Raw genomic sequence first — 20,321 nt, forward strand, 5'->3', positions numbered from 1 at the left:
TCTGTGGGAGCCCGGCCCCATCGATCAGTTCTCGGTCGGCATCGTCTGTTCGCCGTGGTGGGCCTTCTCGATCAGATTCTGCTTCGGGCCGGTGAACCACTTGCGGGCGCTCACGAACCACCAGATCGTGGCGAAGGCCAGCACGACCAGCACCGCGAAGATCGTGTAGTTGAAGTTAGCCGCCGTGATCGGGCTGGCCGTGGGCAGGACGAAGAGCACACAGATGATTCCTACCCACACGATCGCGATCCAGCCGACCGGCGCGCTCCACTTGCCCAGGTGCCACGGGCCCCGTTCGAAGCCCGGGTTCATCCGCCGCAGGAAAACTGGCATGACGTACGCGATGTAGAGCCCGATGACCGCGACCGAGGTCGCCGCCAGGTAGGCCGTCGTGTTCCACAGCGACGGCAGCACCAGCAGGGTGGAGAGGGTGACGCAGAGCCAGATGGAGTTGGTCGGCGTACCCGTGCGGGGGTTGACCTTCTTCCACAGCCGCGAGCCCGGCAGCGCGCCGTCGCGGGCGAAGGCGTACGACATCCGCGAGTTCGCGGTCACCGAGGCCATGCCGCAGAACCACTGCGCGACCATGCAGATGAACAGCAGGAACGTGCCCGTGTTGTGACCGGCGGCGTCGATGAAGATCTGCGCCGGGGGCAGGCCGAGATCGGTCGTCCGCTGCGCCTCGTAGTCCTGGATCGACCAGGTGATCGCGAACAGCAGCACGAACCCGGCGATCACCGAGACGACCACGGACATCACGATGCCCCGCGGTGCGGCCCGCGCGGCATCGTGCGTCTCCTCGGCCACGTGGGCCGAGGCGTCGTAGCCGGTGTACGTGTACTGGGCCATCAGCAGACCGATCAACACCGCGTACACCCCGGCCCCGGCGAACGTGAAGCCCGTGGCGTTGTGAACCTCGGTGAACACCTCGGAGATCGGCTTGTGGGTGTCCGGCACGATGGCCAGCACGCCCACGATCACGGCCACGCCGACCAGGTGCCACCAGGCGCTGACGTCCGACAGCACCCGCACGAGGTTGACGCCGAACGTGTTGAGCAGGCCGTGCACGATGATGATGACCAGGAAGATCAGGAACGTGCGGCCGGTGGTGACCTCCATGTCGAAGGTCAGGCTGAGGAAGGCCGACGTGGTGATGGCCGCGCCGAAGTCGATGGCGGCGGTGACCGCGACCTCGCCGAGGAAGTTGAACCAGCCGACGAACCAGGCCCAGGCGGCCTTGTTGCGTTTGGCCAGTGCCGCCGCCCACCAGTAGAGCGCGCCGGCGGTCGGATAGGCCGAGCAGACCTCGGCCATGGCCAGGGCCACGAAGGTCACCATGATGCCGACGAACAGCCAGCCCAGGGTGATGGCCATCGGGCCGCCGGCGGTCATGGCGATGCCGTACGAGGTGATCGCGCCGGCCAGGATGGAGATGATCGAGAAGGAGACCGCGAAGTTCGAGAAGCCGGACAGTCGGCGATGCAGTTCCTGCTGATAGCCGAGTTGGGCAAGGCGTTCTTCGTCGGTGCTGGGTGCGGGGTTGACGCTCATCTGCGGCTCCCTTACCGAAGGGTGCTGTGACCGAGGCCACGGCGTGCCGTGATGATCTCGCCGCACTGTTACACACGTCAATGATCAGCGTTAATTGCGTTGCCCGGCCCCCGGCCCAACCCACACACTTGTACGCAGATCACACGTTGCACGCGAGCCCTCGGCCGGCTTCGCGAGCACCCGGGGCCGCCACTCGCGCCCCGTTCCCGCGGCGGCGCGGGGCGCGGTCACCTCTCTCTCACGCGGCATCGCCGCGCCGTGCGCCCGCCCCGCGCCCCGCACTCCAGCCCCAGCGCTCACCTGCGACAACACGAATACCTTTTGCGATTTGTCCAAAAAATCTGCAGCGCTGGTACTAGAAATCCGGCGGTCATCGGCATAGAGTCTGTGGCGTCGGCCACGCACAGCCGACAAGCACATGGCAAAGACCCTGCAGTTGGTTAAGGAGGACGAGATACCGCAGCAACGCCTAAGCGCAACGTCCCTGACCCGACAAGAGGTGATCGCAGCCGATGCCATTTACTCAGGTGGTCCGCTAGCGGCACGCAGGCGGACGACCGAACGCGCCGGCGACGGCCGGCACCAGAATTGAAAAGCCAAGGCCCCGGTTACCCGCCGGGGCCTTGGATTGTGCGTGACCCCTCGGCACACCCCCGAAGAAGGGCACCGTGAGCACGACCTTCGACGACGCCGACTTCCCGGCGTACACGATGGGCCGCGCCGCCGACATGATCGGCGTGACGCCGGCCTTCCTCCGCAGCCTCGGCGCCGCGGGCCTGATCGAGCCCGAGCGCTCCCTCGGCGGCCACCGCCGCTACTCCCGTCACCAGCTGCAACTCGCCCTGCGGGCCCGCCAACTGCTCGACGAGGGCATCCAGATCGGCGCCGCCTGCCGCATCGTCACCCTGGAAGACCGGCTGGCCGCCGCCCACCGCCGCATCGTCGAGCTCGGCGGCGTCCTGACCTCGGACGACGATGCCGACATCCCCACCCAGACCCACCCCGACATCGCAAAAACCCAGTACTACCGCGCACCCTGATCCCGCCGGGGCGGCTGTGGCAGCCTATGGGGCATGAGCAGCCTCGACGACTGGCAGCGGCCCGGGCCGACCCCTCGCCAGCGCCGCATCGACCTGGTCATCGGCCTCGTCGTGACGGCCGCGGCGCTGTTCCACGTCATGCTCAGCCGCAGCGTCGGGTTGTTCGTGTGGGGCGTCGAGCGCAGCGCGGCCGAACATCTGGCCTTCGCGTTAGCGATCAGCATCCCGCTCATCTGGCGCCGCAGCCATCCCGAGCTCGTCCTCGTCGTCACCGCGGTGGTGTTCGTCGCCGGCCAGGTGCGCGAGTCGCAAGAGATCCAGTTCGCCTCGGGCGCGATCTTCGCGGCCATCTACGCCGCGGGCGCGTGGGGGCGGGACAGGAACCGGTCGCGCTGGCTCCGGATCACGGTCATCGCCGTGATGTTCGGCTGGCTGGCCATAGCGTGGCTCATCGCGACCGGGTCGATCCAGGAGAGCGACTTCGCCGACGGCACGGGCGAGCTGCCTCCCTTGCTGTCCGCGCTCGTCGCCCAGGTTCTGATGAACATGGTGGTCTTCGGCTTCTCCTTCTTCTTCGGCGAGACCGCCTGGCTGTCCGCCCGCCGGGAGGCCGCCCTGGTCGAGCAGGCCGAGAAGTTGCGCGAGGCCCGGGCCGCAGCCGAGGAGCGCGCGGTCGTCACCGAACGGCTGCGGATCGCCCGCGAGCTGCACGACGTCGTCGCCCACCACGTCTCGGTCATGGGCATCCAGGCCGCGGCGGCCCGGCGGGCCATGGACCGCGACACCGACACCGCCCGCGATGCGCTGACCTCGGTCGAGGAGGGCGCGCGGACGGCCGTCGACGAGCTTCACCGCATGCTGGGCGCGCTGCGCACGGCCGACGAGCCGGTGTCGGCCCCGGCGGCCGGCGTCGACCAGGTGGCCGACCTGCTCGACCGGGCCCGTGACGCCGGGCTCACGGCCGAGTTCGCGGTGTTCGGCCCGGCCGTACCGCTGCCCGACTCGACGTCGCAGGCCGCCTACCGGATCGTGCAGGAGGCGGTGACCAACTCCCTCAAGCACGCGAGCGCGTCCACCATCGACGTGCGGCTGCGCTACCTGGCCCGCGAGCTCGAGATCGACGTGGCCGACGACGGGCGGGGCGCCGGCCGGCCCGACGGCGAGGGCGGGATGGGCCTGATCGGCATGCGGGAACGGGTCGCCCTGCTCGGCGGCGCGGTCGAGACCGGCAACCGGTCGGCCGGTGGCTACCGCGTGCGGGCCCGGCTGCCGCTGGTTCCCGCGCAACGGGCGGTGACGTCGTGATCCGGGTCCTCCTCGCGGACGACCACCGGCTGGTCCGCACCGGCTTCCGGGTGATCCTCGGGTTCGAGGACGACATCGAGGTCGTCGGCGAGGCCGAGAACGGCGCCCAGGCCGTCGAGGCGACCGCCCGGCACTCCCCCGACGTCGTGCTCATGGACGTCGAGATGCCGGGCATGGACGGCCTCGAAGCGACCCGCCGGATCGTGGCCGCCGGCGGTGGCCCGTCGGTGCTGATCCTCACCACCTTCGACCGGGACGACTACCTGTTCGCGGCGCTCGAGGCGGGCGCCAGCGGCTTCCTGCTCAAGAACAGCTCGCCCGAGTCGCTGGTCGAGGCGGTCCGGGTCGTGGCCCGCGGCGACGCGCTGCTGGCGCCCGAGATCACCCGCCGCGTGATCTCGGCCTTCGCCCGGCCCGGGCTGCCGCGGGCCGAACCGGCGGCCCGGCTCGGCGAGCTGACCCCGCGCGAGCACGAGGTGCTGGTCGAGCTGGCCGGGGGCGCCACCAACGCCGAGATCGCGGCCGCCCTGCACCTCGGCGAGACCACGGTCAAGACCCACGTCAGCCGCGTCCTGACCAAGCTGGGGGCCCGCGACCGCACGCAGGCCGTCGTTCTGGCGTACGAGTTGGGGGTGGTCCGCCCGGGCGGGTAGTCCTCCGCGCGGAGGACCCGGATGATCATGCTTGCGCCGGACGTATTCGCCGGGCATCTTGCCTAGCGTCATAGGCATGCTGAACGTCGATTCCGTCAGCCGCAGCTTCGGGGACAGGGCCGTTCTGAGGAACGTCACGTTCGGAGTCGGTAGCGGCAAACTGACCGGCTTCGTCGGCGCCAACGGCGCCGGCAAGACCACCACGATGCGGATCATCCTCGGGGTGCTGGCCGCCGACAGCGGTGAAGTCACGCTGGACGGCAAGCCGCTGACCCGTGAGATCCGGCAGCGCTTCGGCTACATGCCCGAGGAGCGTGGGCTCTACCCGAAGATGACCGTGCACGACCAGGTCGTCTATCTCGGGCGGCTGCACGGCCTCAGCAGTTCCGCGGCCGAGGAGCGTACGAAAAAACTGCTCGACCGCCTGGGGCTGGGCGAGCGGGCCGGCGAGAAGCTGGAGGCGCTCTCGCTCGGCAACCAGCAGCGGGCGCAGGTGGCCGCCGCGCTGGTCCACGAGCCCGACATGCTGGTGCTCGACGAGCCGTTCTCCGGCCTCGACCCGATCGCCGTCGAGACGATGGTCGACGTGCTGCGCGACCGCGCCTCGGCCGGCGTGCCGGTGCTCTTCTCGAGCCACCAGCTCGAACTGGTCGAGCGCCTCTGCGACGACCTGGTGATCATCGCCGACGGGTCGATCCGGGCCGCCGGCGACCGCGCCGCGCTGCGCGCCCAGCACGCCCTGCCGCGCTACCAACTGGTCGTCGACACCGACGCCGGCTGGCTGCGCGACCAGCCCGGGGTCACCCTGCTCGACCTGGAGGGCCCGCGCGCCGTCTTCGACCTCGACCCCGGCTTCGACGACCAGAAGGTGCTGCACGCCGCGCTCGAGCGGGGCCCGGTGCGCTCCTTCGGTCCCGTCGTCCCGTCCCTGACCGAGATCTTCCGAGAGGTCGTCCGATGACCACGTTCGACGCCACCAAGGTCGTCGCCGCCCGCGAGATCCGGGTCAAGCTGCGCGACAAGACGTTCATCTTCAGCACGATCTTCTTCCTGCTGTTCGCGATCGCCGTGACGGTGCTCCCGGTGCTGTTCTCGGGCGGCCCGACGTCGGTCGCGGTGGCCGACCAGGCCACGGCCACCGTGCTGCAGCAGCAGGAAGACCTTGAGGTACGGGTGGTCGCGAACGACGCCGCGGCCGAGCAGCTCGTCCGGGACGGCGACGTGGACGCGGCCGTGCTGGCCGGTCCCGAGGTCATCGCCATGGACGACCGCCCCGGTGAGGTCGTGACCGCGCTGAGCACCGCGCCCCCGGTGCGGCTGCTCGACCCCGGTGCGATCGACCCCTTCCTCGCGTACATCGTGCCGTTCGCCCTGGCCTTCGTCTTCTTCTTCACGTCGTTCCTGTTCGGCCTGCAGATCGCGCAGAGCGTCACCGAGGAGAAGCAGACCCGCATCGTCGAGATCCTGGTCGCCAGCGTGCCCACCCGCGCCCTGCTGGCGGGCAAGGTCGCGGCGCTCACCCTGTTGGCGTTCGTGCAGGTGGCGCTGATCGCGATCGTGACCCTGATCGGCGCCCGGCTGGCCGGCATCGACCCCGGGGTGCTCGATCTGTTGCAGCCCACGATCGGCTGGTTCGTCGCGTTCTTCCTGGTCGGCTTCGTGATGCTGGCCGCGCTGTGGGCCGGGGTGGGCGCGCTGGCCTCCCGCCCGGAAGACCTCAACGGCGTCTCGCAGCCGGTGCAGATGGCGGTCATGCTGCCGTTCTTCGCGGTCATCTTCCTGGGCGAGAACGAGTTCGCGATGCGGATCCTGTCCTACATCCCGTTCTCGGCCCCGGTCGCCATGCCGACCCGCATCTTCAACGGCGACGCCGCGGGCTGGGAGCCGTTCCTGGCCCTGCTCGTCATGGCGGTCACGGCGGTCGCGCTGCTGGCGGTGGGCGCCCGTGTCTACGAGGGTTCGCTGCTGCGCACCAACGGCAAGACCTCGTGGGCCACCGCCTGGCGGTCCCGCACCACGGTGTAGCTACGCGGTCGTTCCACCGACCCGGCGCACGATCGCCAGCAGGGACTCCTCGACCTCGGCGATCGGGCGCTCGGGCATGAAGACCAACCAGTCGACGGCCACGACGAGACCCACCCCGAACAGGGCCGACGAGGCCACGCGAACGTCCAGGTCGGCCGGCAGATCACCGGAGTCGACGCCGGCCTGGACGGTCTCGGCGATCACCCCGATGGCCTGCTCCCGCAGCAGAATCAGGGTCTGCTGCCACTCCCGGTTGGTGCGCCACATCTCCGAGAGCAGCAGCTGGGCGAAGGCGCGGTAGCGACGGATGTACTCGAGCTGACTGCGAATCAGGGCTGCCACCGCCTCGCGCGGCGGCAGCCCTTTCACCGCGGCCCGGAACTCGTCGGTGAGCAGTCCGATGCCGTGGCGCAGAAGCTCTTCGAACAAATCGGTCTTCGACTTGAAGTTGTAGTAGACGGTGCCCTTGGCCACCTGCGCCCGCTGCGCGATGTCATCGACGGTCGTGGCCGAGAATCCCTGCTCAGCGATCAACTCGACCGCCGCCTCGAACAGCCGCTGCCGCGTGTCGACCCGCCGCCGCGCCCGCCCGTCCGCGGCCGATTCCGGCCCTGCTGCCACCACTTGCGCGCGCCCTCGCCTCTCCACGTACCGATCTCAGTCAATCCTCTGCGCTACACGCCGCGACCCGAGCCCGCGGCGATGCGCGCCCCTCGGTGCAACGCACAGCCCTCATCGGCACGCCCCGTAGAGCCAGATGCTCTCGCCACAGCGAGCGCAGTGGCCGTTCGGTGGCCGCGCAAGCGTTGCGGATCTTGCAAAAGAGGCCGGTGCCATCCCAAACCCCCACCCGCCTCGGGGCGTTGTGGGGTGACCTTACGCTCTGTCAAACCCGATCGTGCCGCCTGTCCACAGGTACGAGCATTCGGTTATCCACAAAGCGATCGCCGCCGCATCCCGCTCGATTCCATGAGCCAGCTCGGCTCGGCGGGTGCAGCCGGGCCTGAGCTGGATCGCGTTCGCCAGGTCAGAGCACCAGTTCGGGGTGGAGGTCGCTGGGGGTCAGGCGGCGTTTGCGGCGGGCGGTCAGCACCGTCAGCAGGAAGGCGCCCAACCCGTACGCCACCAGCAGCAGCCCGCCCTGGATCACCGTCCCCCACGGCCCGCCGTCGATGGTGTGGCGGGCCGACTGGACCACGTACGTCATGGGGAGCAGGGGGTGGATCGCCTGGAAGAAGCCGGGCGAGGTCTGCACCGGATAGGTGCCGCCGGACGACGTCAACTGGAGCATCAGCAGGGCCAGGGCGGCGATCCGGCCCGGAGCGCCCAGCGCCGCCCCCAGCATCTGCATGATCGCGGCGAAGACAGTCGCCGTCAGCGCCAGCAGTCCCCAGGTGGCCGGCGGGTGCACCGGGTTGAGTCCGAGCGCGAAGTGCACCACCACGAACAGCAGCGTCGCCTGGACCAGGCCGATCGCCACCGCGGGGAGCAGGCCGGCCAGCGCGACGCGGATGCTGGGGGCCTCCGAGACCAGGTAGCGGCGGTTGAGCGGGCGCAGCACCATGAACGTGATCATCGCGCCGACCCACAGGGCCAGGGCCAGGAAGTACGGGGCGAAACCCACGCCGTACGTGCCGGCCGGGTGACGCACGCTGCGGTCGAGGGACACCGGGTCGGCCAGCACATCGGCCCGATCACCGGGGTTGTCGCCGTACCCGGGGATCTTTCCGGCGCCGTCGGTCAGGCCGGTCGCGAGTTTTTCGGCGCCACCCTGCAGCTGGCCCAGGCCGCCGGCCAGTTGGTGACCGCCACCGGCCAACCGGCCGAGGCCGCCGGAGAGTTCGCGGGCGCCCGAGGACAACCGGTAGAGGCCGCCCCGCAGGTCGAGCGCACCCTGCTTGGCCTCGGCGGTGCCACTGCTGAGCTGGGCCGCGCCCGTTGCGAGGCGGTTGAGACCGGCCGACAGCTGGTCGACCCGGGCCCGTGCGGCCTGCACGTCGTCGGCCAGGTGGGGCGCCGCGGCGGCGATCTGGCGGGCGGTCGCCGCGACTTGGCGCAGTTCGGTGCGCAGGGCGCCCAGGTCGGCGTCGTCCACTGTGTCGCGGACGCGTTCGGCCGCGGTGACCAGGCGGGCCGCCAGCGCCTTGGCGTCGGCCAGGCCCTCGGTGTCGGCGGGCAAACCGTTCAGGTACGACTGCAACTGCCGGGCGTTGCGGACGGCCTGGTCGGCGGCGTTGTCGATCGCCCCGATGTTGGCGGCCAGCGTGTCGGCGCCCCGGGCGACCAGGGTGGCCGCGTCGGCGATCTGCTCGGCGTTGTCGCGCAGCAAGGGTTCGGCCTTGTCGGCGGCTGCGTCGACCGCGCTCGCCAGTTGCCGGCCACCGGCGGCGGCCTGCCGGGTGCCGGTGGCCAGCTGGCGGGCCCCGTCGTTGAGCCGGGTCAGGCCGTCGGCCAGGTCGCCGGCGCCCCGGCCGGCGGCGCCGAGACCACTTCGGAGTTGTCCGGCGCCGCTGCGGGCGTCGTCGAGACCGCCGGCCAGCTTGTCGGCGCCCGACTTGGCGCTGTCGGTGCCGTTGCGCAGTTCGGTCGCGCCGTCCGCGGCCTGTTCGGTCTGCTGCTTGAGGTCGGTGAAGCCGATCAGCATCTTGTCGAAGTAGCCGGCCGAGGCGCTCGACGCGGCGGCCGAGCGCACCTCGTCGAACGCGGTGCGGGCGAAGACGCCGGTCAGGTAGTTGGTGGCGTCGTCGCTGACCGCGGTCAGCTCGGCCGCCCGCGGGTTGTGGTCGGCCGCGTCGGGCGCGCTGACCAGGTCGGCCGAGAACTCGGCCGGGATGCGCAGCAACAGCTGGTAGCGGCCGTCGGTGAGACCCCGCTCGGCGCCGGCCTCGTCGGTGACGTGCCAGTCGAAGACCTCGCGCTTGATCAGCTCATCGGCCAGGTCTTTGCCGGCGTGCAGCTTGGTGCCGTCGCTCGCGGTGGCGGCGCGGTCCTCGACGACCAGCGCGGCCGGGATGTGGTTGAGGCGGCCGTACGGGTCCCAGAAGGCGTACAGGTAGAGGGCGCCATAGAGCAGCGGGATCACGGCCAGCGCGGCGAGGGCAGCCCGGGTGAGGTTGCCGCGCAGGAAGCGGCGCAGCTCGTATCCCGCGAGGGACAGCGTGGACAGGGCTTTCATGGCTTCGCCTCTTCGCGGCTGGGGTCGTCAGCGGCTGGTTGCTCTTCCGGCTCGTTCGCCGCGGGGACCGGCTCGTTCGCGGGGACCGGCTCGTTCGCGGGGACCGGCTCGTTCGCGGGGGCCGACTCGTCGCCGAGGTGGATCACGGTGGTCACCTCGGCCGGGTCGATCTCGCGGGCGGTGAGCAGGACGGTGATGCCGCGGCCGGTCAGCGAGGTGATCAGCTGCCACAGGGCGACCCGCTCGGCATGGTCGAGGCCGTCGTCGTAGCCGTCCAGCGCGATCACGGCCGGGGCCGCGAGCTCGGCCAGCACCAGACCGAGGACCTGTTTCTCGTACGGGGAAAGGTCTTGACCCTGCTTCCGCGGGTCAAGGCCGTGCAGCTCGACGCCGGCCGCCTCGGAGCGCGGGCGGCCGAGCAGCATCAGCCGTTCCCGCACGTGCTCAGTGACGGTGAAGACAGATTCGGGGGTGGACACGTCGGGCACGTAACCGAGCGACGCCCGGCCGTCGATCTCGACGCTCCCCGCCCCGAGCCGGAAGCGGCGGGCGAGGGCCAGCAGCACTGTGGTCCGCCCGCTGCCGGGCGGTCCGGTGATCGCGACCAGGTCACCCGCCTCGGCCGTCACGTCGAGGTCGTGAAAGAGCCAACGGTGGCGCCGGCGGTGGACGCCCGCCCCGCGCGCGATGAGCACCGGCATGACGGCTCCCGAAATTTAAACTGACTGGTCAGTGCAAAAACATACCCCCGGTACGGATCGATGCCACGCCTTGGTGGTGGACCTCACCTCCCCGGCCAGGCAGGATCATCGGCATGTCGATGCGATGGGGCATGACCGTCCCGCTGAGCGGGATCCCGCTGTCCGAGCACGCCGAGGTCTACCGGACGCTGGCCGGCGCCGGCTTCACCGACCTCTGGACCTCCGAGGTGGCCGGCTCGGACGCGTTCACCCCGCTCACCCTGGCCGCCGCCTGGGCGCCCGGCCTGCGGCTGGGCACGGCGGTCGCGCCCGTCTTCACCCGCGGCCCCGGCCTGCTCGCGATGACCGCGGCCGCCCTGGCCGAGACGGCGCCGGGCCGGTTCCAGCTCGGCATCGGCGCCTCGTCACCCGTGGTGGTCGGCGATTGGAACGCCGCCGAGTTCACCGAGCCGTTCCAGCGCAGCCGCGACATGCTGCGCTTCCTGCGGCCGGCGCTCGCGGGCGAGCTCGTCGACGGCGAGTTCGAGACCTTTTCCGTACGCCGGTTCCGCCTCGAACGCCCACCGGCCGCGCCCCCGCAGATCCTGCTGGCCGCGCTCCGCCCCGGCATGCTCCGGCTGGCCGCGGCCGAGGCCGACGGCGTGATCCTGAACTGGCTCTCGGCCCGGGACGTGCACACCGCGCTGGCCGAGGTCAAGACCGACAAGCCCGATTTCGACGTGGCCGCCCGGATCTTCGTCTGCCCCACCGACGACGCCGATCACGCCCGCCGCCTGGGCCGCCGCATGATCGCGGCCTATCTCACGGTGCCGGCCTACGCCGCGTTCCACCGCTGGCTGGGCCGCGACGAGGTGCTGACCCCGATGTGGCAGGCCTGGTCGTCCGGCGATCGCAAGGCCGCGCTGGCCGCCATCCCCGACGAGGTGGTCGACGACCTGATCGTGCACGGCACGCCGGCCGAGTGCCGGGCCAAGGTCGAGGCGTACGTCGAGGCCGGCATCACCGTGCCGGCCATGGCCCTGCTGTCCACGCCCACATTGGACTCGGGCGACACGACCGCGATCCTCGACCTGCTGACCGCCCTGGGTCGCTGACCCCGACCGAATTGTCGGCCTGGCGTGGGAGCGCTACCAATTCTGCCCGGAAAGCGGCTGCCCGTGGCGGGCGCCGGGAAACTACGATGCCGCTCATGGCATTGATCCACAAAGCGACTCTGAGTCCCACCAAGGTTGAACTGCTGGCGGCGTGGCTCCCGAGCCGCTCGTGGTACGCGGGCGGGGCCGGCACCCCGGTCGAGCGGGTGGCGTCCTACCGGTTCGACGACCCCGAAGGCGAGGTCGGCATCGAAACCCTGCTGGTCACGGCGGGTGCCGGGCTGACCTACCAGGTGCCGCTGACCTATCACGGGGCCCCGGTCGAGGGCGCCGAGGAGTGGCTGATCGGCACCATGGAGCACTCGACGCTGGGCACCCGCTGGGTGTACGACGCCACCGGCGACCCGGTCTACGCCGAGGCGCTGGCCCAGGCCCTGCTCACCGGCAGCGGCCAGGCCCAGGAATTCATGGAGGTCGACGGCCACCTCGAGCCGCGGCAGCCCAGCATGGCCATCACGACCAGCAACATCTCCACCGATTTCGCCGAGCACCGCGCCGTGACCTCGATCCTCAGCACCGACCCGTCCGACCCGTCCGTGATCGAGACCGACAAGCTCACGCTGACCGTTCCCCGCGTCCTCAACCACGCCGTCTCCCCGCCCGGCGCCGTCCTGTTCGGAACATGGCCCGGCCAGCCCGCCTCCATCGCCCTGGCCTTCGCCAATCCCCGCTGACCCCACCCCATCCCCGTCCCCCGAGCTCCCGCCACAAGGCCCCCCCGAGTGGCGGGACCAACCAGACGCAGAAAAGGCGCACCCCCGTGGAATGCGCCTTTCCGCCTTCACTTGTAGTAGCTGCGAACGCCTCACTCGCCGTCGGCGAGGATCGCGTACAGCTTGCGCTTGGTCTCGTTGAGGATCTCGAGAGCGCGCTGACGCTGCTCGGGCGTGCCGTTGAAGCCGACCTGCTTGAGCGCGCCCATGATGCCGACCGCCGCATCGCGGAAATCCTGCACCTGCGACATCGTGTCGTCACCGATGCTCGCCCACGGCGGGTTCTCGGCCGCCGTCTCGGCCTCGGCCCGGCCGGCGTCGGTCAGGTGGTAGCTCTTGCGGCCGCCGGACGGCTCGGCCTCGATGAGGCCCTCGTCCTCGAGCAGCTGCAGCGTCGGGTAGACCGAGCCGGGGCTGGGCCGCCAGATGCCGTTCGTGCGGGAGTCGAGCTCCTGGATCATCTCGTAGCCGTGCATGGGCCGCTCGAGCAGCAGCGCCAGCACCGCGGTGCGCACGTTGGGCCGGGAGCCGCGGCCGCCGCGCCGGGAACCACGCCCGCCGCCGGGACCGAACGGGCCGCCGGGGCCGAAGCCACCTTCGCCGGGGCCGCCGAAGGGGAACCCGGGCGGGAAGGTGAAACCGCGAGCACGGAAGCCGTGGTGGCCGTGATGGAAGTCCCTCATGACTATCTCCGATCTGTTGTCGATAGCTAGACGATATATCGGCAATAGCTCGGCGACAAGTGATTCTTCTCGGGATGGGGTTGCGGACGGGTGTGGACGGTCGCGGATCTGGCAATGTGATACCTGTGCTGACGGTGCCGATTCGCCAGCTCGGTGAGTCCGAGCGCGCGCAGGTCGAGAGAGTCCTCGACCGCGACCCCTACGCCGGCGCCCAGATCGCCGAGCGGGTGGCGGCGCACGGGCTCAGTTGGTGGCGGTCGGACGGGCGGATCTTCGGCTACGGCCCCGGCCGCCGCGTCGAATCGATCGTCTGGTCCGGCGCGCATCTGGTGCCGGTCTGCTCCACGCCGGCCGCGACCGCGGCGTTCGCCGAGGTGCTGGGCTCCGAGCCGCGCATCTGCTCGTCGATCATCGGGCGGTCCGACGCCGTGCTCGATCTGTGGGACAGGCTGGGCGGCCATTGGGGCCGGGCCCGGGACGTCCGCCCCCACCAGCCGCTGCTGGTGGCCGACCGCGACCCGTCGATCGCGCCCGACCCCGAGGTGCGGCTGGTGCGGCCCAACGAGGTCGACGCGCTGTTCCCGGCGGCCGTGTCGATGTACACCGAAGAGGTCGGTGTCTCCCCGCTGCTCGACGACGGCGGGCGGGGCTACCGGCGGCGCATCGCCGAGCTGGTCAAGGGCAAGCGGGCGTACGCGCGCTTCGTCGGCGACCGGGTCGTGTTCAAGGCCGAACTGGCCATCGTCACCCACCGCACGACGCAGGTGCAGGGCGTGTGGGTCGATCCGGAGTTCCGGGGACGCGGTCTGGCCGCGCCGGCCATGGCCACTGTGGTGCGCGACGCCCTGCGACGTGTGTCACCCACAGTGAGCCTCTATGTCAACGACTACAACGCGGCAGCACGGCGGGTCTACGCCAAGTGCGGGTTCGTGTCGGCCGGCTCGTTCGCCACGGTCCTTTTTTAGACGTACGCGGTGTGATCCGCCCCCGGTCGACCGGGGCTCAGCCGCACGCTCGTCCCCGCCGCTACTACTACTCGGCACGCGCCCGGAAACGCGGGAAGCCCCGCCGAAGCGGGGCTTCCGTCGTGCCGTACGTCAGTGAACGGTGACCGACGGGCCGGGGAGCAGGTCGCGCAGCTCCTCGGGCAGCTCGGCCCCCATCTCGTCGGCCAGCCGCAGCGCCTCTTCGACCAGCGTCTCGACGATGATCGACTCGGGGACGGTCTTGATGACCTGCCCCTTCACGAAGATCTGGCCCTTGCCGTTGCCGGACGCGACCCCCAGGTCGGCCTCGCGCGCCTCGCCCGGCCCGTTGACGACGCAGCCCATGACGGCCACCCGCAGCGGCACCGGGAAGCCCTCGAGCGCGGCGGTGACCTGCTCGGCCAGCGTGTAGACGTCGACCTGGGCCCGCCCGCAGGACGGGCACGAGACGATCTCGAGGCCGCGCTCGCGCAGCCCCAGCGACTCGAGGATGCCCTGACCGACCTTGATCTCTTCGACCGGCGGGGCCGACAGCGACACCCGGATCGTGTCGCCGATGCCCTCGGCCAGCAGCGCGCCGAACGCCACCGCGCTCTTGATCGTGCCCTGGAACGCCGGACCGGCCTCGGTCACACCGAGGTGCAACGGGTAGTCGCACTGCTCGGCCAGCTGGCGGTAGGCGCGGATCATCACGACCGGGTCGTTGTGCTTGACCGAGATCTTGATGTCGCGGAAGCCGTGCTCCTCGAACAGCGAGCATTCCCACAGCGCCGACTCGACCAGCGCCTCGGCCGTGGCCTTGCCGTACTTCTGCAGCAGCCGCTTGTCGAGCGAGCCCGCGTTGACGCCGATCCGGATCGGGACGCCCGCGTCACCGGCCGCCTTGGCGATCTCTTTGACCTTGTCGTCGAACTGGCGGATGTTGCCCGGGTTGACCCGGACCGCCGCACAGCCGGCGTCGATCGCCGCGAACACGTACTTGGGCTGGAAGTGGATGTCGGCGATCACCGGGATCTGCGACTTCTTGGCGATCGCGGGCAGCGCCAGCACGTCGTCCTGGGACGGCACGGCGACGCGGACGATCTGGCAGCCCGAGGCGGTGAGCTCGGCGATCTGCTGCAGCGTGGCGTTGATGTCGGAGGTCAGGGTGGTCGTCATCGACTGCACGCTGACCGGGGCGCCGCCACCGACCGGCACGTTGCCCACCATGATCTGCCGGCTGTGCCGGCGCGGGGCCAGCGGCGGCGGGGGCACGGCCGGCATACCGAGACTGATCGCTGTCACTTTCGCATCACCTGTTGAAGATCGTGATCGGGTTGATGATGTCAGCGGTGGCGGTCAGCAAAGTGAACACACCGCCAATCAGGATGACTGCGTAGGTGACAGGCATCAGCTTGTAGTAGTCGACACGGCCCGGGTCGGGTTTACGCAACCGGGAGTAGAGCCACGAGCGCACCCGTTCGTACCAGGCGATCGCGATGTGACCGCCGTCGAGCGGGAGCAGCGGCAGCAGGTTGAAGATGCCGATGAACACGTTGAGCGAGATGAAGACGTTGAGGAACAGCTCGGGCACGCCGTGCTGGAAGGCCTCGCCGCCGAGCCGGCTGGCGCCGATCACGCTGATCGGGGTCTCGGGGTCACGCTCGCTGCCGGTGATCGAGTGCCAGAGCGCCGGGATCTTGTCGGGGATCCGCTTCATGGCCTCGAACGTGTTCTTGAACAGGAACCAGCCGTAGTCGGCGGTCGCCGGGAACGCCTCGGCCGCGTTGTACTTGATCTGGGTCGGCAGGCTGCGGAAGTCCCACCCGATGCCGGCCACCGAGACCGTGCTGGTCGGGCCGTCGTCGTCGGTGATCGGCTTGCGCTGGGCCGCGACCAGGGTGACCTCGGCCGTGCCGGCGACGCCGTTCCGCTCGTACCGGAAGGGAACCTGGCCCGCGGGCAGGGCACGGACAGCCTCGGTGAGGTCGCCGTAGTTGCCGATGCGGCGATCGCCGACCTGGGTGATCAGGTCGCCGTCGCGCAGACCGGCCGCGTAGGCCGGGCCCGCGACCCCGCCGTTCTGCCCGACCACGCAGTCCTGCTGTGTGGTCGGGATGTCGATCCAGGTGCACTCGCTGATCGTGATGACCGGCTTTTCCTTGGCCTGGTCGGCGTTCGTCTGCGGGTACGCGGTGTTGGGCAGGCCGATCGAGATCGCGACGAACCAGGCGGCCACCGCGGCCAGCAGGAAGTGGGTGATCGAGCCGGCCGACATGACGACCGTCCGCTTCCACACCGGGAACCGCCACATGGCGCGGGGCTGGTCCTCCGGGGCGACGTCGTCGTCCTGCGGCGTCATGCCGACGATCTTGCAGAATCCGCCGAGCGGGATCAGCTTGAGGCCGTACTCCGTCTCGCCGCGGTGGAACGAGAAGATCGTCGGGCCGAAGCCGACGAAGTACTTGGTGACCTTCATGCCGAAGCGTTTGGCCGTGATCATGTGGCCCAGCTCGTGCAGACTCACCGAGATCAGGATGGCCAGCGCGAACGCGGCGAATCCCAGCCAGTAGTACATCAAGCTCCCTTTACCGCCGTAGCGATCATCTGCTGCGCCTGGGTCCGCGCCCATGACTCGGCGGCGAGCACCTCTTCGACGGTACTCGGCTCGGCAAATCCGGGAGCCGCCTCGAGGACCCGCTCCAACGTGTCGACGATGCCCAGAAAAGGTAGCCGACCGGCGACGAAAGCGGCCACACACTCCTCGTTGGCGGCGTTGTAGACGGCCGGCAGGCAGTGCCCGGTGCGACCGGCGTGCTTGGCCAGGCGTACGGCCGGGAACGCCTCGTCGTCGAGCGGCCGGAGCTCCCAGTTGTGGGCCTCACGCCAGTCGACGCCGGCCGCCGCCCCCGGCACCCGGTCGGGCCAGGCCAGCGCGAGCGCGATCGGCAGGCGCATGTCGGGCGGGCTGGCCTGGGCCAGCGTGGAGCCGTCGGTGAACTCGACCATCGAGTGCAGCACCGACTGCGGGTGCACCATCACCTCGATGTCGTCGTAGGGCACCGCGAACAACTCGTGCGCCTCGATCACCTCGAGCCCCTTGTTCACCATCGTGGCCGTGTTGATCGTGACGACCGGGCCCATGTCCCACGTGGGGTGCTTGAGCGCGTCGTCCGGTGTGACGTTCGTCAGCTCCTCGCGCCGGCGGCCCCGGAAGGCGCCCCCGCTGGCGGTCAGCACGAGCCGGCGCACCTCGGCCGCCGAGCCGCCGCGCAGGCACTGGGCCAGCGCCGAGTGCTCGGAGTCGACCGGGACGATCTGCCCGTCCTTGGCGATCCGGCGCACGAGCGGCCCACCGGCGACCAGCGACTCTTTGTTGGCCAGGGCCAGAATGCGGCCCTCTTCGAGCGCGGCCAGGGTGGGCGCCAGCCCAAGGCTGCCGACCACGCCGTTGAGCACCACGTCACAGGGTTGGCGGGCGAGCTCGGTCATCGCGTCGGGCCCGGCCACGATCCGGGGCAGCTTGAAGTCGCCGGTGGCCCAGCCCCGGCGCTGGGCCTCGGCGTAGAAGGCGAGCTGCAGGTCTTGGACGACGCTGGACCGGGCCACCCCGACCACGTCGACGGCCTGCTCGAGCGCCTGCGCGGCGAGCAACTCGACGTTGCCCCCGCCCGCGCCCAGGGCCACCACGCGGAAGCTTTCCGGGTTGCGGCGCACGATGTCGATGGCCTGGGTGCCGATGGACCCGGTCGAGCCGAGCAGTACGAGGTCGCGCATGCCGCCCATCTTCCCGGATGCCCGCCATCGGCCCGCGTCGGCCTGTGGACAACTGGGTATGGAGATGACCATGCCGGAATGGGTGGCGCGGGCGCGCCGGGTCGTGAGTGCGCCGTTCCAGCCCCTGAAGGGCCGGGACCTGGCGCTGCACGCGGCCGCGGTCACGTTCTACGCCGGGATCGCGGTGGTGCCGATCGCCCTGCTGGCCGTGTGGATAACCGGGTGGATCGCCGGGGCCGACCGGGTGCGGCGGCTCACCGGGCACACCATCGCGGCGCTGCCGGACGCGATCGGGGCGCCGCAGGCCCTGTCGGCGCTCATCGAGGCCGGGTTGCAGCTGACGCCGCTGTTCGCGCTGGCCAGCCTGCTGCCGGCGACCCTCTACGGCGAAGGACTGCGCCGGGCGTTCGTGTCCTTGCGCACGCCCGGCAGCGAGCCCCTGGTCGGCTGGCGCGGCCGCCTGCTGTGGTTGCCGTTGCTCGCCGCGGCGCCCGCCCTGCTGCTGGCCATGTTCCTGGCGCTGCCGTCGACCAGTGCGCTCTGGGTCCGCGGGGGCTGGTACTCCGTACTCGGGGTGGTCCTGTCGTTCCTGGCCGCCTGGCTGGTCCTCACGCCGGTGGTGATCTGGGTCTACCGGTACGTGGCGCCGGGCCGCCCGCGCTGGCTGTCAACCGTCCTCGTGGGGTCGTTCACCGCGGCCAACCTCTCCGGGTTCCTGCACGGCTTCGTGCTCTTCTGCGCGCTCCCCATCAACCTCGGCGCCCCCTTCGGCGGGTTCGACGAGATCGGCGGCACGGTGGCCGTGGGCCTGTGGCTCTACCTGTTCCACGTGATCGTGCTGGCCGGCTACGCCGCCACCCGCAGCGCCAGCGCCTTCCAGACCCGACGTGAATCCTGAACTGACTTTTTCACGTACGAACAGTTGAGGAAACATCACGTTCACGCGCGCTACCCTCAGTCGTCATGACCACCCTCCCCGCCCGGTCCGACGTAGTGATCATCGGAGCGGGCCACAACGGCCTCGTCTCCGCCGTCCTGCTCGCCCGCGCCGGCCTGAGCGTCGTCGTCCTCGAGGCGTCCGAGGTGATCGGCGGCGCCGCGCGCACCGAGCACCCGTTCGCGAAAGCACCCGGCCTCGGCCAGTCGACCGGCTCCTACCTGCTGGGCCTGATGCCGCCCGAACTGCTGCGCACGCTCGACGTGACCATTCCCGTGCTGCGCCGCGACCCGCACTACTTTCTGCCCACGCCGGGCCCCGCCGGCTCGCCCTACCTGCTGTTCGGCCGCGACCACGCCGCCACCCGCGACCAGCTCGCCCACTTCTTCTCGCCCCGCGACGTCGCCGCCGACGAGCAACTGGCGGTCGAGATCGGCGCGCTGCGGGCCGACCTGGCCCCCGCCTGGCTGCAAGAGCCCGGCAGCGTCGAAGAGACGGCCGACCGCTTCATCCGCCCCCAGCTGCAGAGCACGTTCATCGACCTGGTGCGCGGCTCGGTGGCCGACTACTTGGCACGGTTCGGCTTCAAGAGCGAACTGCTGATGAGCATGTACGCCGTGACGGACGGCCTGTCCGGCCTGAACGCGGGCCCCGACGACCCCGGCACGGGCAACAACTTCCTCGCCCACAACATGTGCCGCCTACCTGGCTCAGACGGCACGTGGATGATCGCCGAGGGCGGCATGGGCACGGTCACCCGCATCTTCGCCGATGCCGCGCGGGCGGCTGGGGCGCAGATCCTGACGGGTACGCCGGTATCGGCGGTCACCGTCGACGGTGGGGCGGCCAGCGGGGTCGTGCTGGCTGACGGGCGCTCGATCGGGGCGCGGGTCGTGCTGGGCTCGTGTGACCCGTACCAGCTGATGTCCCTGGTTCCGTCCGGAGCGCTGCCGTCGGCGCTGACCGAGCGGATGGCGGCGGTCAAGCGCACGGGCACGACGATGAAGCTCAATCTGGCCCTTCGTGGGCTGCCGACGTTCAGCTGCCTGCCGCCGGGCACGGCGTCACCGTTCGGGTCGACCATTCACCTGCTGCCGGGCTCGGCCGGGCTGGCGGGGGTGGCGGGCACCGATTCGCCGATGGCTGCGCTGCGGGGCATGTGGGCCGACGTCCAGGCCGGCCGCCTGCCTGAGGAGCCAACCATCGAGTGGTACCTGCACACGACAGTCGACCCGTCGTTGCAGGACGCCGCTGGGAATCACTCGTCGGCTCTGTTCGTGCAATCAGTCCCGTACGAGCCCGCGGGTTCGACCTGGGACGCCGAGCTGCCGGGTTACATCGACAAGCTGCTCGATATCTGCGAGCGCTACGCCCCCGGCACCCGCGAACTGGTCGTCGACATGATGCCGCTCACCCCACCCGGCATCGAACAACACTTCGGCATCACCGGCGGCCACATCCACCACGTGGACAACACGGTCGCCTTCAACGAACGCATGCCCTACTTCACCGGCCTCGACGGCCTCTACGCAGGCTCAGCCGGCGCCCACCCAGCAGGCAGCGTCATCGGCGCCGCCGGCCACAACGCAGCGAAGAGGATCATCAAAGACCTCGCCTGAGCGATAGCCGGGGTTCGGGGCAG

18 protein-coding genes are annotated in these 20,321 nt (G+C 70.5%); 10 read left to right on the forward strand and 8 right to left on the reverse strand.

The window, feature by feature from the left end:
• Window positions 1-24 precede the first annotated feature (24 nt).
• Window positions 25-1,551, reverse strand: a complete 1,527-nt coding sequence (locus M1L60_RS14840) for an amino acid permease (RefSeq protein ID WP_253238004.1) — start codon at window positions 1,549-1,551, stop codon at window positions 25-27.
• A gap of 668 nt (window positions 1,552-2,219) precedes the next feature.
• Between M1L60_RS14840 and M1L60_RS14845 the strand changes: the two genes are divergently transcribed.
• From M1L60_RS14845 to M1L60_RS14865, 5 genes are all read left to right on the forward strand, one after another.
• Window positions 2,220-2,591, forward strand: coding sequence for a MerR family transcriptional regulator (locus M1L60_RS14845; RefSeq protein ID WP_253238005.1), 372 nt, complete (start codon window positions 2,220-2,222; stop codon window positions 2,589-2,591).
• Between the two features lie 33 nt (window positions 2,592-2,624).
• Window positions 2,625-3,896 (forward strand): sensor histidine kinase, encoded by a 1,272-nt coding sequence (locus M1L60_RS14850; protein WP_253238006.1) that lies wholly within the window; start codon window positions 2,625-2,627, stop codon window positions 3,894-3,896.
• Entirely contained in the window at window positions 3,893-4,549 is a 657-nt protein-coding gene (locus M1L60_RS14855; RefSeq protein WP_253238007.1) for a response regulator, read from the forward strand. Before M1L60_RS14850 ends, M1L60_RS14855 begins: the two co-directional genes overlap by 4 nt.
• Before the next feature lie 76 nt (window positions 4,550-4,625).
• Window positions 4,626-5,510, forward strand: coding sequence for an ABC transporter ATP-binding protein (locus M1L60_RS14860; protein WP_253238008.1), 885 nt, complete (start codon window positions 4,626-4,628; stop codon window positions 5,508-5,510).
• Window positions 5,507-6,574, forward strand: a complete 1,068-nt coding sequence (locus M1L60_RS14865) for an ABC transporter permease (protein ID WP_253238009.1) — start codon at window positions 5,507-5,509, stop codon at window positions 6,572-6,574. Before M1L60_RS14860 ends, M1L60_RS14865 begins: the two co-directional genes overlap by 4 nt.
• Here the strand turns inward: M1L60_RS14865 and M1L60_RS14870 are convergent, their stop codons facing one another.
• The 3 genes from M1L60_RS14870 to M1L60_RS14885 all read right to left on the reverse strand — a co-directional run bounded on the left by M1L60_RS14870 (window position 6,575) and on the right by M1L60_RS14885 (window position 10,450).
• Window positions 6,575-7,198 carry a TetR/AcrR family transcriptional regulator gene (locus M1L60_RS14870; protein ID WP_253238010.1) on the reverse strand — a complete coding sequence of 208 codons (624 nt, stop codon included), beginning with the start codon at window positions 7,196-7,198 and terminating at the stop codon, window positions 6,575-6,577.
• Between the two features lie 403 nt (window positions 7,199-7,601).
• Window positions 7,602-9,749 carry a YhgE/Pip domain-containing protein gene (locus tag M1L60_RS46975; protein ID WP_256516499.1) on the reverse strand — a complete coding sequence of 716 codons (2,148 nt, stop codon included), beginning with the start codon at window positions 9,747-9,749 and terminating at the stop codon, window positions 7,602-7,604.
• The gene (locus M1L60_RS14885; RefSeq protein ID WP_253238011.1) at window positions 9,746-10,450 is read right to left on the reverse strand and encodes an ABC transporter ATP-binding protein; all 705 of its coding nucleotides are present in this window, start codon (window positions 10,448-10,450) and stop codon (window positions 9,746-9,748) included. Before M1L60_RS14885 ends, M1L60_RS46975 begins: the two co-directional genes overlap by 4 nt.
• Before the next feature lie 131 nt (window positions 10,451-10,581).
• Between M1L60_RS14885 and M1L60_RS14890 the strand changes: the two genes are divergently transcribed.
• On the forward strand, window positions 10,582-11,544 hold the full coding sequence (locus tag M1L60_RS14890; RefSeq protein ID WP_253238110.1) for an LLM class F420-dependent oxidoreductase: 963 nt from the start codon (window positions 10,582-10,584) through the stop codon (window positions 11,542-11,544).
• Window positions 11,545-11,639: 95 nt separating this feature from the next.
• Complete coding sequence (locus tag M1L60_RS47570) at window positions 11,640-12,278, forward strand: CG0192-related protein (protein WP_274622882.1); 639 nt, start codon at window positions 11,640-11,642, stop codon at window positions 12,276-12,278.
• A 131-nt stretch (window positions 12,279-12,409) separates the two neighbouring features.
• Here the strand turns inward: M1L60_RS47570 and M1L60_RS14905 are convergent, their stop codons facing one another.
• The gene (locus M1L60_RS14905) at window positions 12,410-13,000 is read right to left on the reverse strand and encodes a PadR family transcriptional regulator (RefSeq protein WP_253238012.1); all 591 of its coding nucleotides are present in this window, start codon (window positions 12,998-13,000) and stop codon (window positions 12,410-12,412) included.
• Between the two features lie 125 nt (window positions 13,001-13,125).
• Between M1L60_RS14905 and M1L60_RS14910 the strand changes: the two genes are divergently transcribed.
• Entirely contained in the window at window positions 13,126-13,965 is an 840-nt protein-coding gene (locus tag M1L60_RS14910) for a GNAT family N-acetyltransferase (RefSeq protein WP_253238013.1), read from the forward strand.
• A 132-nt stretch (window positions 13,966-14,097) separates the two neighbouring features.
• Here M1L60_RS14910 and ispG read toward each other — a convergent pair whose 3' ends face one another.
• From ispG to dxr, 3 genes are read right to left on the reverse strand one after another with little or no spacing between them, the layout of a single operon-like run.
• The gene (ispG, locus tag M1L60_RS14915) at window positions 14,098-15,270 is read right to left on the reverse strand and encodes a flavodoxin-dependent (E)-4-hydroxy-3-methylbut-2-enyl-diphosphate synthase (protein ID WP_253238014.1); all 1,173 of its coding nucleotides are present in this window, start codon (window positions 15,268-15,270) and stop codon (window positions 14,098-14,100) included.
• Window positions 15,271-15,277: 7 nt separating this feature from the next.
• Window positions 15,278-16,543, reverse strand: a complete 1,266-nt coding sequence (locus M1L60_RS14920) for a M50 family metallopeptidase (protein ID WP_253238015.1) — start codon at window positions 16,541-16,543, stop codon at window positions 15,278-15,280.
• Window positions 16,543-17,751 (reverse strand): 1-deoxy-D-xylulose-5-phosphate reductoisomerase, encoded by a 1,209-nt coding sequence (gene dxr / locus M1L60_RS14925; RefSeq protein WP_253238111.1) that lies wholly within the window; start codon window positions 17,749-17,751, stop codon window positions 16,543-16,545. Before dxr ends, M1L60_RS14920 begins: the two co-directional genes overlap by 1 nt.
• 61 nt (window positions 17,752-17,812) lie before the next feature.
• Here dxr and M1L60_RS14930 point away from each other — a divergent pair, with 61 nt between their 5' ends.
• On the forward strand, window positions 17,813-18,640 hold the full coding sequence (locus tag M1L60_RS14930; protein ID WP_253238016.1) for a YhjD/YihY/BrkB family envelope integrity protein: 828 nt from the start codon (window positions 17,813-17,815) through the stop codon (window positions 18,638-18,640).
• Between the two features lie 65 nt (window positions 18,641-18,705).
• Complete coding sequence (locus tag M1L60_RS14935) at window positions 18,706-20,298, forward strand: phytoene desaturase family protein (RefSeq protein ID WP_253238017.1); 1,593 nt, start codon at window positions 18,706-18,708, stop codon at window positions 20,296-20,298.
• The last annotated feature ends 23 nt before the right edge of the window (window positions 20,299-20,321 follow it).

Origin of the sequence: Paractinoplanes aksuensis (genome assembly GCF_024137025.1) — a bacterium.
Taxonomy (GTDB): domain Bacteria; phylum Actinomycetota; class Actinomycetes; order Mycobacteriales; family Micromonosporaceae; genus Actinoplanes; species Actinoplanes aksuensis.